Annotated in this window: 7 protein-coding genes; 5 read left to right on the forward strand and 2 right to left on the reverse strand. The window is 67.6% G+C overall.

Features of this window, described 5'->3' with window-relative positions:
• The first annotated feature begins 275 nt into the window (after window positions 1-275).
• The 3 genes from AAF604_13080 (at window position 276) to AAF604_13090 (ending at window position 3,875) form a co-directional block, all read left to right on the forward strand.
• The gene (locus tag AAF604_13080; protein MEM7050592.1) at window positions 276-1,388 is read left to right on the forward strand and encodes a hypothetical protein; all 1,113 of its coding nucleotides are present in this window, start codon (window positions 276-278) and stop codon (window positions 1,386-1,388) included.
• A 66-nt stretch (window positions 1,389-1,454) separates the two neighbouring features.
• Window positions 1,455-2,843: an AbgT family transporter gene (locus AAF604_13085; protein MEM7050593.1), complete on the forward strand. Its 1,389-nt coding sequence runs from the start codon at window positions 1,455-1,457 to the stop codon at window positions 2,841-2,843.
• A 24-nt stretch (window positions 2,844-2,867) separates the two neighbouring features.
• Window positions 2,868-3,875 (forward strand): NADP-dependent oxidoreductase, encoded by a 1,008-nt coding sequence (locus AAF604_13090; protein MEM7050594.1) that lies wholly within the window; start codon window positions 2,868-2,870, stop codon window positions 3,873-3,875.
• Window positions 3,876-3,881: 6 nt separating this feature from the next.
• On the opposite strand, the gene AAF604_13095 is transcribed toward AAF604_13090, so the two are convergent.
• A complete protein-coding gene (locus tag AAF604_13095) occupies window positions 3,882-6,734 on the reverse strand; it encodes an insulinase family protein (protein MEM7050595.1) in 2,853 nt (950 codons plus the stop codon).
• 211 nt (window positions 6,735-6,945) lie between these two features.
• On the opposite strand from AAF604_13095, the gene AAF604_13100 reads away from it, so the two are divergent.
• Both AAF604_13100 and AAF604_13105 read left to right on the forward strand, forming a co-directional pair.
• Window positions 6,946-7,875: a hypothetical protein gene (locus AAF604_13100; protein MEM7050596.1), complete on the forward strand. Its 930-nt coding sequence runs from the start codon at window positions 6,946-6,948 to the stop codon at window positions 7,873-7,875.
• A gap of 157 nt (window positions 7,876-8,032) precedes the next feature.
• Window positions 8,033-12,127 (forward strand): Ig-like domain-containing protein, encoded by a 4,095-nt coding sequence (locus tag AAF604_13105; protein MEM7050597.1) that lies wholly within the window; start codon window positions 8,033-8,035, stop codon window positions 12,125-12,127.
• 153 nt (window positions 12,128-12,280) lie between these two features.
• Here the strand turns inward: AAF604_13105 and AAF604_13110 are convergent, their stop codons facing one another.
• On the reverse strand, window positions 12,281-14,224 hold the full coding sequence (locus AAF604_13110) for a SpoIIE family protein phosphatase (protein MEM7050598.1): 1,944 nt from the start codon (window positions 14,222-14,224) through the stop codon (window positions 12,281-12,283).
• Between the last annotated feature and the right edge of the window lie 62 nt (window positions 14,225-14,286).

Consider the following 14,286-nt stretch of genomic DNA (forward strand, 5'->3'; position numbering starts at 1 on the left):
ATCGCGAGTCGGCCCACAACGGGCCTGGAAATCCACCACGAGACCAAAGCTTGCCACCGGTCCCCCCGAACCGTGCCTCGTGGCGGCTTGAACACATCGAAACTCCATGATTTCTTTTAGTGTACAGATGCATACAATCTGGCGCAAGAAATAAAGCTCAATCTAGCATTCAGTAAGCGCTGAAAAGACCTCTCCCTCCCCTTGGCAAATCGACGGCACCAGCGCAGAATCGCGCCCAACGTCGCTGGCAAACCCGACTCCGATGGGAGGGCAACATGAAGCACCGAGAAGTGGAGACCCTCCACGAGCTCGACCACCTGATCGCGCGAGGCGAAGATCTCGCCGACCACGTCTTTCAAGGCCTCGACCTGAGAGGCCGGGAGCATCTCTTCCGGGACCGCGACCTCCGCGGCACCGTTTTCCTCGGTTGTCGCTTCGACCAGGCGCCATCGCCGGCTTCCGGCGCGATCCTCTTGCCGACCCTCCCGGATCTCCCCTATCGCCCTTACCGCGGCACCCTCTACTCGCCCGAGGAGCTGCTCGCCGGCTACGACCGGCAACGCAAGGAGAGCTACCAGCAAACTCCCGATGGGCGCATCTGGCAGCACTATCGAGACACCGGTCGAGCCAATCCCCCGAGCCTGACCGAGACCCTCGCCCGCCGTCTTCACGATCACGCCATGAGCGATGCCCTCGAAGAGGCCATCGCCGGTCACCGCGTCGTCGGCGTGATGGGAGGTCACTCGCTACAGCGCACCGATCCCAGCTTCCGGCAGGTGGCTCGTCTGACTCGGCGCCTGACCCGGCGCGGCTATCTGATGGTGAGCGGCGGCGGTCCGGGAGCGATGGAGGCTTGCCACCTCGGAGCCTGGTTCGCCGAGCGCTCTGCGGACGACCTCGACGAGGCCCTCGGCCTGCTGGCGCCGGCCCCCGGATACAAGCCCCGGGAGGCTTGGCTGGCGACCGCCTGGGAGGTGCGCGAGCGCTTCCCCCTCAGCCCGACCGACCTCGAGACCTGTCGCAGCCTGGCGGTGCCGACCTGGCTCTACGGTCACGAGCCGTCGACGGTCTTCGCCTCGTGGATCGCAAAGTACTTCGCCAACAGCGTGCGCGAGGACGGTCTGGTGACCATCGCCCACCATGGCCTGATCTTCGCTCCCGGTGGACCCGGAACCATCCAGGAGATCTTCCAGGACGTCACCCAGAACCACTACCAGACCTTCGGCCCGCCGAGCCCCATGATCCTCCTCGGCGAGGCCTACTGGAGCGACGTCAAGCCGGTCTTTCCGCTGCTCCGAAGGCTCGCCGACGGCCATCCCTGGGCCCAGCACCTGACCCTCACCGACTCCTCCGACGAGGCGCTGAGGACGATCGAGGCCTTCTCCTGATCAGCGGCAGAAGGGACCGTTCCAGGACTGCTATCCTGCGCCCACCAAGCTCGCGGGAGGATTGAGATGAAAGAGTCGCGTTTTCGCGTTCCCCACACCCTGGTTCTGCTCTTCGGGATGGTGGTGCTGGCCTACCTGATGACCCTGGTTCTGCCGGCCGGAGAGTTCCAGCGGGTGACCAACGAGCAGGGCCGACAGCAGGTGGAGCCCGGCACCTACCAGGTGCTCGAAGAGCCGCCGAATCTGTCGCCGATCACCGTCTTCTCGGCGATTCCGCGCTCTTTCGCCATCCACAGCACCGCCGAGATCATCTTCTTCATCTTCATCGTCGGCGGTTTCTTCGCCGTCTTTCGCGCCACCGGTGCCGTCGATGCCGGCATCAGCCGACTCATCGACCTGCTCGGCCACCGGCCCTTCTGGCTGGTCGCCGGCGCCATGGCGGCCTTTGCGGTGGGCTCCTCGACCATCGGCATGGCGGAGGAATACATCCCCTTCATCCCGGTCCTGATCACCCTCTTCGTCGCCCTCGGGTTCGACACCGTGACCGCCGTCGCGGTGGTCTGTATCGGCTACGGCGTCGGCTACGGGGCCGCCGCCATCAATCCCTTCACGGTGCTCATCGCCCAGGGCATCGCCGGCGTCGAGCCGGCGTCGGCCCAGGGTTTCCGCTGGATTCTGCTGGCGGTCTTCTTCGTCATCGGCCTACACCACGTCTGGCGCTACGCGCGCCGCATCAAAGCCGATCCAGACCAGAGCCTGGTGGCCGGAATCCCGGTGCCTGCGAACATGAAAGCGCCCGAGAAGGCACCCCTCACGCTGCGCCACGTCCTGGTGCTGATCGCCCTCATCGCCGCCCTCGTGTTGTTGATCTGGGGCATCAAGGCGAAGGGCTGGTATTTGGTCGAGATGGGTAGCCTCTTCCTCGCCCTGTCGGTGCTCGTCGCCCTGCTCGGCGGCATCGCTCCCAGCAAGACCGCCAAGGCCTTCTGCGACGGCGCCGCCGAGCTCACCTCGACGGCCCTGATCATCGGCGTCGCGCGGGCCATCGAGACGGTCCTCAACGACGGCAAGGTCATCGACACGGTGATCCACGGCATCGCCGCACCGCTGCAACAGATGGGCGCCACCGGCGCCGCCATCGGCATGTTTCTGGTGCAGTCCCTGTGCAACCTGTTCATCCCCTCCGGCAGCGGCCAGGCCTTCGTCACCATGCCGATCATGGCGCCGCTCGCGGACCTGGTCGGCATCTCACGGCAGATCGCCGTCCTCGCCTACCAGTTCGGTGACGGCTTCACCAATATTCTGGTGCCGACCAACGCCGTTCTGATCGGTATCCTGACCCTCGCCGGGATTCCCTACGACCGCTGGGTACGACTCATCTTTCCCTTCATGATCAAGGTCTGGATCGCGGGCTCCATCGCCCTCGCCGTGGCCGTCGCCATCGGCCTCAAATAGGCGCCGACCCAAGGAGCATTTCTCATGGCTGACAGCAACCTGCAAGTTCTTCTCGTCGCCCGCCCCGTCGGCCTTCCCAAGGCCAGCGATTTCGAAGTGGTCCAGGGAAGTGTCTCCAGCCCCGCCGCCGGCGAGGTGCTGGTGCGCTCCCTCTACCTCTCCCTCGACCCGGCGATGCGAGGCTGGATGGACGACCGCAAGTCGTACATTCCACCGGTCGAGCTTGGCACCGTGATGCGCGGCCTGGCCGTTGGTGAGGTCGTCGAGTCTCCGGACGACGCCTTCCCCGTCGGCAGTCTGGTGGCCGGTGCCCTCGGCTGGCAGCAGTACGCCGCGATCTCCGCCAAAGAGCTGACGGCGATCCCCGCCGGCGTACCGCCGACCCTCGCCCTCGGCCCCCTCGGGATGATCGGCATGACCGCCTACTTCGGCCTGCTCGACGTCGGCGCGCCACAAGCCGGCGAGACGGTGCTGGTGAGTGGCGGCGCCGGCGCCGTCGGATCACTGGTCGGACAGATCGCCAAGATCAAGGGTTGCCGCGTCGTCGGCATCGCCGGCAGCGACGACAAGTGCCGCTGGCTGACCGACGACCTGGGCTTCGACGACGCCATCAACTACCGCACCACGGAAGACCTCCACGAGGACATCCGGCGAACCTGCCCGCAAGGAGTCGATGTCTTCTTCGACAACGTCGGCGGCGTCATCCTCGACACCGCCCTGCGCTCGATCAATCGCGCCGCCCGGGTGGTCATCTGCGGCGCCATCTCGCAGTACAACGCCACCGAGCCGCAGCCGGGCCCGGCCAACTACGTCGCGCTGTTGATCCAGCGGGCGCGCATGGAAGGCTTCATCGTCTTCGACTATCAGGAGCGCTACGGCGAAGCGGTGGCGGAGCTCGGCGGCTGGATCCAGCAGGGCAAGATCGAGGCCCGCGAGGACATCGTCGAAGGCCTCGAGAGCGCCCCTCAGGCCCTGCTCAAGCTGTTCGACGGCAGCAACCAGGGCAAGCTGATGGTCAAGGTCGCCACCTGACGGCCGCTATTCGGCGACCGGCTCGGCCGCTGCTTCGGCGACGGCCTCCGGTCGCAACACTCCCACCACGTAGCGCTCCGCATCGATGTAGCGCTTTGCCGCATCGAGCAGAATCTCGGGGGTCATGCGGCCGGTGAGCTGATCGAAGGCCAGGATCAGCCGCGGATCGAGGCCGAGGGTCTCGTAGGACTTCAAAACCCCGATCCAGAAGCCATTCTGCTTGAGGAGCAGCTCCCGCTCCCGAGTCTGCGCTTCGATCACGTTGTCGAGCTCTTCCGCCGTCACCGCTTCCCGCTGTAGTCGGGCGATTTCGTCGAGCACCCGCTGACGCAGCTCGTCGGCCTTCTCCGGCGCACAGCCGAAGGCGACCTGGAATACCGCCCGCTCCACCGGGCGGGCCTCGATCACTCCCGACACCTGGACGCCGTAGGTGGCGCCGAGATCCTCCCGCAGCACCTCCCGCAGGCGGGTGCGAACGACCTCTTCGAGGGTCGCCATCTCATGGACCGACTCGCGACTCCAGCGGGCCGGACCGTTGAATATCATCTGTACCGTAGCCTTCGGCTCGAGCCCCTTCAGCACTTCGACCTCGACCACGCCGCCGGGTGCCCGAACGCCGACGTCGCGCCAGCTCTCCTCGCGGCCGGCCGCCGGCAGCGACGCCAGGAAGCGCTCCACCGGCGAGCGCAGCTCATCGGGCTCGAAGTTGCCCACCAGAATGAAGGTGAAGTCGCCGGCATCTCCGAAGCGATCGCGGTAGATGGCTTCGGCACGCCCGAGGTCGACGCGGTCGAGCATTTCCTGGGACGGTGGCTGGCTGCGCGGGTGGTCCTGGGTGAGGGCGGCGATCATGCGGTCGCCGAACACCGTGCCCGGGCTGGCGGCGCGATTCTCGAGCAGCGCCCGCCGGCGGGACAGATGGGTCGCCACCGCCGCGGCATCCACCCGCGGCGCCGTGAAGCGTAGGTAGACGAGCTCGAACATCTCCTCGAGGGCGCCCCCGGAAGCGGTCGCCGTCAAGCCCTCCTCGAGCTCGGTGATGAACACCTGGGCGCCGGCGGCCACCCCGGCCAGAGCTTTCGAAAGCTGGACCCGATCGAACTCGCCGAGACCGCCTTCGTCCATCAGGGTGGTGGCGAGCAAGCCTGAGGGCAAGTCTTCGTCGGCGACCAGGGAGTGGCCGCCCGGGCTGAAGCCGACCATCAAGATCTGATCGTTCTGGAAATCCGTCGGGCGCAGCAGCACCTTGGCGCCGTTGCTGAGGCGCCACTCGGTGAGGTCGATCTCGGCGACCCGCGACTCGGCGACGATGGTTCCCGGTTGCGGGCGTTCGGCGAGCAGAGGCCGATCGACCACGGAATCCTCGTAGGGCTCGATCTCGGCCTCGGCCACGGCGGCCAAAACGCCGGCGAGCTCGGCCTCGCCGGGCAGCTCCGCCGCCGCCGACTCCGGCGCCGTCACCACCACCACTCGGCTGCCGCGACGAATCCAACGATCACCCACCGCCTGGACTTCGGCGGCGGTGATCTCCGGCAGATAGCGGCGCACCAGGTCGACCTCGCGCGCAATCCCCGGAATCGGCTCGCCCTGCAGGAAGTGGCGGGTGTACTCCGAGGCAAACAGCGCCGACGGCGTCTTGGTGCGCTCGACCAAGGCCTGGTCGTAGAACAGCAAGACCTCCTCCTTGGCGCGCTCGAGCTCACCGGCGGTGATGCCGAAGCGGGTCGCCCGCTCGGCCTCCGTCAGGAGCGCCGCCAAACCCTTCTCGGCTCCTCCGGCCTCGACCCCCGCCGACAGCGAGAACAGACCACCGGCCCGCACCAGGCCGCCGCGCCCCGCGGAGGCCACCAAGAAGGGCGCCTCCGCCTCGCGGGCGGCGATCGCCAAGCGCTGATTGAAGATCCGCAGGTAGAGCAGCTCCACCAGGCCGCGGCGGTAGTCGCCATAGGTGCCATCGCCCTCCGGCGGCAGCTTGAAGTGCACCGCCACGGCGTTGGTGGAGATCTCGGGATCGGACTCGATCGAGAACAGGGTCTCCTCGTGGGCCGGCACCTCGAAGCTGGGTCGCGGCCTGGGATCCGCGACCGCGGCGAGGCGACCGAAGCGCTGCTCGATGGTGGCCTCGATGGCCGCCGGATCGAAGTCGCCGACGGCGATCACGGCCATCAGGTCGGGCCGGTACCAGTCGCGGTAGAAGCGCTCGAAGGCTTCCTTCGGCGCCGATTCGAGCACCGCGACCTCACCGATCGGCAGGCGCTCGATATGGCGCGAGCCCTGCAGCAGCACCGGCAGCTGCTTGTCCCGCAGCCGGGCACCGGCACCGCGGCCGAGGCGCCACTCTTCGATCACCACGCCGCGCTCCTTGTCGATCTCGGCGGGATCGAAAGCAATGCCGTGGGCCCAGTCTTCGAGGATCAAGAAGGCGCGATCGAGGATCAGGGGATCGTCCGTCGGCACCGTCAGCATGTAGATGGTCTCGTCGAAGGAGGTGGAGGCGTTGATATCGGGCCCGAAGCGCATCCCGATCGACTCCAGGTAGTCCACCAGCTCCTGCTCTTGAAAGTGGCGACTGCCGTTGAAGGCCATGTGCTCCAAGAAATGCGCCAATCCCCGCTGATCGTCTTCTTCGAGGAGCGAGCCCGCATCGACAACCAGACGAAGCTCGGCCCGGCCCTCGGGCTTGCCATTGGCCCGAATGATGTAGGTCAAACCGTTGTCGAGCTTGCCGACCCGCACCGCGGGATCCACCGGCAGCGGACTCTCCGCCGTCGGGGGAGCAACCGGCGCCGGAGCCAGGGATGTACAACCGAGAGCCAGGAAAATCGCCAACCCGGCCAACCACCGCAAATTCTTCAGCATCAAGGACACACCTCCGTTCGCACCAGATACGGACCGCCCGGAACGAGAGTTTCTCACCCTTCCGAAAGTCATGAGTTCGAAAATATGCTATACTCCGAGTATTCAATATCTCCGGAATTCCGAGACCACCGTGGTCTCGGTCAGGACTCGGACCTCTTTCCGCCGCGAGAGGGCGAGTTTGAGTGTTCTCTAGTCCGTGAAAGGAGAAACCATGTACAAGTCGACGAAGTGTTGGGCCTTCGGCATCGCCGTGCTCCTGCTGGTGGGAGCCCCGGTTCTGGCCGACGACATGATCTACCGTGGCGCCGACGTCTGGAGCACGACCGCTGGTGGATTCACCTACTCGACCTTCGAGCACGACCCAATCCCGGCCGACTTCTTCTGTGAAGGCTCGCTGCCGTTCACCGGCAACATCGCCTTCGAGGGTGCGCCCCTGGCCACCGAGCCGGCCCGCCAGCTCGGCACCGTCGACACCATCGTCGAGCGGCTCGACGACGCCCCCTTCGACCAGAACGGCGTCGCCGTGACCCGCATTCAGCTCCTCGCCATGTCGTTGGCCAGCCGTGACCTGCTCGAGAATGAGTGCGGCACCTACCATGTCGCCGTCAGCCTCGATGGCAAGCAGCCGATCACCGAGATGAAGATCTTCAAGGACTCGGACTTCGGTGGTAGCTACGAAGCCCCCCTCGAGCTGCGCATCAAGATGGTCTTCACGCCGGTCGCCGGCGAGGGCACGACGCGCGAGCTGAGCCGCGACATCTCCCTCGGCCCCGGCACCTTCTCCGTGTGGTCGCACCAGGAGCGTGATCTGCAGGCGGCCAAGGTCAAGGTCGACACCACCAACGACGGCATTCCCGATCAGTATCTTCCGGGTCCGTCGAACTTCGTGGCCGGCGTGGCACCGGTGGCCTTCACCGCCACCACCGCCGATCGCGCCAACTGCCCCTACACCTCCTGCCACTGCAACCCGGTGCCGACCGATTGGGACGCCATCAACGACCCCAACGAGTGGGTCTGCCATCCGAGCCACAAGCACTGCATCGACACCTACGTGCCGTGCCATCTGATTCCGGACCGCGACCGTCCGAGGTTCGAGCCCTACGACAACGAGCCGTACGAACACGAGGGAGAGGCCCTCTAGGACGACGAGGCCCCGCAGTGATTCCGGCGGCCCCTGCCCTGGGGCCGCCACTTCCCTTCTTCCCCATTCCCGGGGACCCGGCGGCCTTCAGCCGTCTGATAGCATTTCGCGCATGTGATGGTTGTTGTTCTCTGAAGGTAGTTCAGAAAGTGAGCTGATGAAGTCACCCCTTTGCCGATGGTGCGGCCTCCTCGCCCTCTTCCTCTTTCCTCCGAACCTGACCGCTGAATCGCCGCTGCTGCGCGGCAGTGCCAGCGGGTTTCCCAACGTTCCCCAGACCCCTGGAGCCCTGCTCAGCGGCCTCAACGCTCCCGAGCAAGGCCGCACGGCGATCATCGCGTACCACAACGGCCTGCTGTTCACCGTTCCGGAGCTACCCGCCAGCCAGCCGAACTCGGACTTTCAGGTGCGCACCTGGGACCTCTCCGATCCCAGCGATCCCCAGGTGACGAGCACCTTGGGGATCTCGCCGATGCCGATCAACGCCCACGGCTACTTGAAGAGCGGTGACTACCTGGTGATCGGTCCCAACTGGCCGCCGGAAGCTCCCTGGTCCTTCCGCGCCACCACTCCGGGAGTGGTCGAACGCACCAGCTTCCCGCAGCTCGATGGCGCCGGCGTGCGCGGCTCCCTGTTCCAGCCCTGGTTCGCCGGGCCGACCTACTGGTCCTACGGTGAAGTCGGCGGCGATGCCGTGCTCGCCCTACGCGGCACGGAGCTGGCGCGCTGGGACCACCTCGGGCTCACCGGCGTCGTCGGTCACCCCTTCATTCTCGGCGATTTGCTGATCTTCGCCTCCGACCAGAGCCGCACCGGCGTCGCCACCTACGACATCAGCGACCCATCCAATCCGGTGCTCCTCGACGTCCTCACCACCGGCGGTCCCGGTGGCTATTGGCCCGAGCTGTGGGGTGGCGACGGCAAGCTCTACGCCGTCTTCCCCTACCGCACCGGCGGCAACGGCATGCGGGTGGTCGACCTCACCGATCCCACCGATCTGCGCTTCGTCACCGATCGCTCGCTGCCGGGCGACGCCTCCATGTACATCCAGTTCCAGGACGAGTTCGCCTTCATGGGCAGCCACAAGGTCGACATGCGCACCTTCGAGTCGGTGCTCGACCTCGATGGCGCCAACACCGTGCGCACCAACGACGGCGGTACCGGCATCGACACCAGTCAATTCGCTCTCCCGATCGGCAATCTGCTGGTCACCGGCGGCGTCGGACCACACCAGGGAATGGCCATCTGGGCTCACCAGGCGGCACCGGACACGCGCGGACCGAGCGTCGGGTACCACATCCCCCGGGCCGGTCGTACCGGCTACCCGGTGGGAGCGCCGATCAGCCTGCTGATTCACGAGACCCTCGAGACCTCGACCCTGGTGAACGGCGTCACTTTCATCCTGCGACCGGTGGGCGGAGGCGCCGTTGGCGGCCGCTTGACCTTCGCCTTCGATGACGTCCTGACCTTCACGCCGGACCAACCCCTGCAGGCCGACACCACCTACGAGGTGATCCTGCCGGCGGGCGGCATCGAGGACGCCGCCGGCAACGGCATGGTCGGCTACTCCTTCAGCTTTTCCACCGGCTCCACCCTCGGCGGCAACGATCCGCCGAGCCTCGACAGCCTGACCGCCTCCGCTTACCCCTTGGCACCGGGCGAGAGCGTGACCTTGACCGCCAGCGGCAGTGATCCCGAGAGCGGCAGCCTCGAGTACCGCTTCGACTTCGGCGACGGCAGCCCCAAGACCGCCTGGTCGGCGACCCCTGCGGTGAGCCACACCTATGGCGCCAACGGCCACTATCAGGCCACCGCCCAGGTGCGCGACGCCGCCGGCTCGCTGGCCTCTCGGGCCCTCACCGTCACCGTCACCACCCCCGCCACCGGTCCCGCTCCGCAGGCCAGCGGAGCGCTGCTGTGCGACGTCGCCGGCCGCCGCGTCTGGACCGTCAACCCGGACAACGACTCGGTCTTCGCCCTCGATGCCGACTCCCTCACCGCCCAGGTCGAGACCGCCGTCTGCGATGGCCCACGCAGCCTCGCCCGTTCCGGCGCCGGCGAGATCTGGATCGCCTGCCGCGACGACGATACGGTGCGCATCCTCGGCCCCGGCGGCGGACTCCTCGAGACCCTCGGCCTGGGCTGGGGCAGCGCGCCGACGGGTATCGTCTTCTCGCCCGCCGGCGACACCGCCTACGTCGCCCTCGAGGGGCGCGGTGAAGTGCGCCGTTACAGCGCCAGTGGCCGCACTGAAACGGGCCGTCTCGAGGTCGGTCCGACACCCCGCGCCCTCACCGTCAGCGGCGATGGTCAGACCCTGCTGGTGACCCGCTTCCTCTCCGCCAAGGACTGGGCCGAAGTCTGGGAGATCGACGCCGCGGCCTTCACCCTTCGCCGCGCCCTGCGCCTACCCAAGCTCGGCGGTGATCTCCACCGCGACGGCACCGCCTCCGGCCGCGGCGTGCCCAACTACCTGACGGCGATCGCTCTCGCCCCCGACTCCGCTTCCGCCTGGGTGACCTCGAACAAGCCCAACAGCGAGCGTGGCCTGGTCTTCGCCAACGACCTCGACCAGGACAACACCGTTCGCAACCTCCTCACCCGGGTCGATCGCAGCAGCGGCGAGGTGGTCGACAGCCTCGACATCGACAACAGCGACTCGGCCAGCGCGATCGCCTACTCGCCCCTCGGGGACTACCTCTTCCTCACCCTGCAGGGCAACGACGAAGTCTTGATTCTCGACGCCCTGGCGGCGGAGGGCTCCGGCAGCCTGGCGAGCTTCGTCACTCGCCTGGCGGTGGGCTCCGCTCCCCAAGGGGTCTGCCTCGACGGGGCGACGGAGCGCACCTTCGTCAAGAACTTCCTCGGCCGCAGCCTGACCGTGCTCGAGACCTCTGGACTGTTGCGTCGCGGAGAGCGCACGGTGGCCACCAGCGAAGTCGCCACCGTCACCAGCGAGACCCTTTCGAGCGACGTCCTCGCCGGCAAGCGCATCTTCTACAACGCCTCCGACCGGCGGATGAGCGCCGAGGGCTACCTGAGCTGCGCCACCTGCCACCTCGACGGTGGCCATGACGGCCGGGTGTGGGACTTCACCGGCCGCGGCGAGGGATTCCGCAACACCACCAGCCTGCTGGGCCGCGGCGGCATGGCCCACGGCAACGTCCACTGGAGCGCCAACTTCGACGAGATCCAGGACTTCGAGAACGATGTCCGGGGCGCCTTCGGCGGCAGCGGCTTCATGGCGGACAGCGACTTCGACGCCACCTCGGACCCTCTCGGCGCCGCCAAGGCAGGCCTCAGCGCGGCCCTCGACCAGCTCGCCGCCTATGTCGCCTCGCTCGGCCGCTCGAGCCTGCCCCGCAGCCCCTACCGCGCCGAGGACGGCAACTTGACCGCCGCAGCCATCGCCGGACGCAACGTTTTTCGACAGCAGGGCTGCGATGCCTGCCATCTCGGGACCGCCTTCACCGACAGCACCCGCAGCAGCGCCACCCTGCACGATGTCGGAACCCTGCGCACGACCTCCGGCGACCGCCTCGGCAACCCGCTGACCGGCATCGATACACCGACCCTTCTCGGAGTGTGGGAGACCGCCCCCTACTTTCACGATGGCTCCGCGGCGAGCCTCGAAGAGGTCTTCGAGATCGCCGGCGGCGTCAACCTGCAGGCCGAGTCCGGCACCCCGACCAACGGCGCCCGTATCGTCGATCAGTATGTCGACCTCAACAACGACGACACCGTTCAGGGGCGCTCCTACGTCGAGCTCGATGGCAACGGCTCTCGCCTCACCCTCGCCGGCATCGACGGCGGCAGCGGTGGCGCCGGTGCCCTCGAGCTGCGCTACAGCTCGAGCGGCGAGCTCGAAGTCGAAGTCGCCGTCAACGGGACGATCCGCACCCTCACGCTGCCCGCGACCGGCAACGATCCCGGTTGGCGTCACACCAACTGGCGACGCCAGCGCCTGGCGGGCCTGAGCTTCAACGCCGGGACGACGAACACCGTAGAAATCGTAAAGCTGCCGTCGTTCCAGAGCCTCAGCCTCGACGCGCTGCTGGTCTCGACGGTCGATGATCTCGCCCGCGCCCAGCCTCACCGCCGGGTCTCGGGTCTGCCCCAGGGTGAGGTCGACGCATTGCTCGCCTATCTCCGCCAGCTCGATCGCCGGCCGGAGCTCAACCCGGGGTCGACCCTGCTGGTCGACGGCTTCGAATCGGGAAACACTTCCGCCTGGTCGGCAACGGTCCAGTAGACGACAGAGGCCAAGGAATCATGAAAACCCAACCCACCGCCCTCATCTGGCGCCGACGGCTGCTCTACGGTGCCGTGACGGCGGTCATCGTGGCGTCTTTTCTGGCCCAGATTCTGCGCGGCGAGTGCCCGGTGCCGTAGGGGCCGGCGCGCTTCAGGAAGGCACGATACCGCTCGGGCCGCTGGTCGGCGCGATGCAGCGCAGCACCAGGAAGGTGGCGTCGTCGCCCGGCGCCTCCTGCAGCCCGGCCGCCCGCGACAGGGCATCGACGATCGTCTGCGGCTCTTCCTCCGCCAGGCCGTCGAACAGCTCCCGCGTGCGCTCGTAGCCCAGCGGCTCGCCGTCGGCGTCGAGTTGCTCCGGCAGGCCATCGGTGATCAGCAGCAGCGTGTCACCGGTCTCGAGGCGCAGCCTCGCCTCGCGGTACGGAAAGCCTTTCATCGCTCCCAGGGGCGTGCCCGGCAGCACGAGCTCTTCGGTCTCCCGGCGCGCCGCCCGATGTAGGAAGGCCGGCGGCATGCCGGCCGCCGACAGCACCAGGTCCCGACCGGCGACAGAGGCGACGCACAAGGACATGGCGCGCCGCCCCAGGCCCATCGCCTTGATGGTCTCCGTCGATTCCTGCAGGAAGACCGCCGGCGTGATTTCGGGCCGAGCCGCCACGAACAGACTCTTGACCACCGTCACCATGGTGCCGGCGGCGGCGCCATGGCCGGTGGCATCGCCGATGGCGAGCAGCAAGCGGCCATCGGGCAAAGCCCGAAAATCGTAGTAGTCGCCGCCGACCTCGGTCGCCGTGGTCATGGCGACGGCGATCTCGAAATGGCGCAGCGCCGGCATGCGGGCCGGCAGCAACGAAAGCTGGAAGCGACGCGCCTCTTCGAGCTCCTCGCTCTTGCGATCGTGCTCGGCCGCCAGCAGGCGAGACTCGAGCTCCGCCTCCTTGCGTTCACGCTCCTGGGACAACAGGCGCTGCTGGTGATCGCCGAGGTCCGAAGCCATGCGATTGAAGGTCTGCGCCAGGCTGCCGATCTCGTCCTTCGAGCGCACCGGAACGCGCACCGTCAGGTCACCTCGCGCCAGCCGCTGGGCGCCGTCACCGAGTTGCTCGATGGAGCGGCTCATGCGGCTCGCGATCGGCAGGATACTGCCGATGCACAGGCCGATGACCACCAGGCCGTAGCCGAAATTGCGCGCCGCCGTCAGGCGGAGCTCGTCGAGGGAGCGCTGGATCGGCCGCGCGATGCCGTAGCGCACCCCCGACCGGCGGTCCTGGCGCGACGCCACCACCCAGCCCGGGTGGCCATCGTCGATGAGCTCCTGAACCCGCTCCCGATCGCTGCCGTCGAGCGTCAAGACGGTGCCATCGGCCTGCACCGCGAATGCGATCTCGCCGGCTTCGCGGCGCGTCTCGGAGACCACCGCCGGAAAGATCTCGGAAAGGCGGAGACTGGCCCGGACGTGGCCGACCACTTCGTCGCCCCGGCGCAGCGGAGTGCCGACCATCCGCCCCGGCAGCGGCGCCTCGCCATCGGGCAAGGCGAGACCTTCGAGGCGCAGGTCCTCGTGCCGCAGGGCCGGCGGCGGTGGTGTTCCGGAGCGCAGTTGCTCGGCCACCGCGCGGCCTCGTTCCGCCAACAGCGCCTGGGCCGCCTGCACGACCCGCTCGACCTCCTCCTCCACCTCGTCCAGGCTTTCGAGATCTTCGAGGCCTTCGAGCTTGGCGAGATCTTCGAGCTCCACCCGCATGCGGCTCGGCAACGAAGGCCGGTCCATCACCAGCTCGAGGGAGTCGACCAAGGCCATCCGCTCGCCGAGCAGCTCGCCGAGGCGACGACGCAGCTCGAGGCCATCGCCCTCCTCCGACTGCAGCCAGATTTCCGGTGGAATCTCGGCCAGGGCCGGGAGCTGGCGGTCGAGCTGGTCCGAGACCTCGTCCACCCGCCGCTCCATGCGGGCGGCGATCTCGTCCGCCTCGGACTCGACGGCCCGCTCGAGGGCCCGCTGGGAGTTGAAGTAGGAAAAGGACACGACGATGGCCAATGGCACCACCGACGACAGCAGCAACATCAGTGTCAGCTTGGTTCGCAGTCGCAACGCCCGCCCCTCGGTCGAACCGGCGAAAAACCCGGTCGGCCGTAGTTACGACCGACTCGGGA

The sequence above is a fragment of the Acidobacteriota bacterium genome, assembly GCA_039028635.1.
Lineage (GTDB): Bacteria > Acidobacteriota > Thermoanaerobaculia > Multivoradales > JBCCEF01 > JBCCEF01.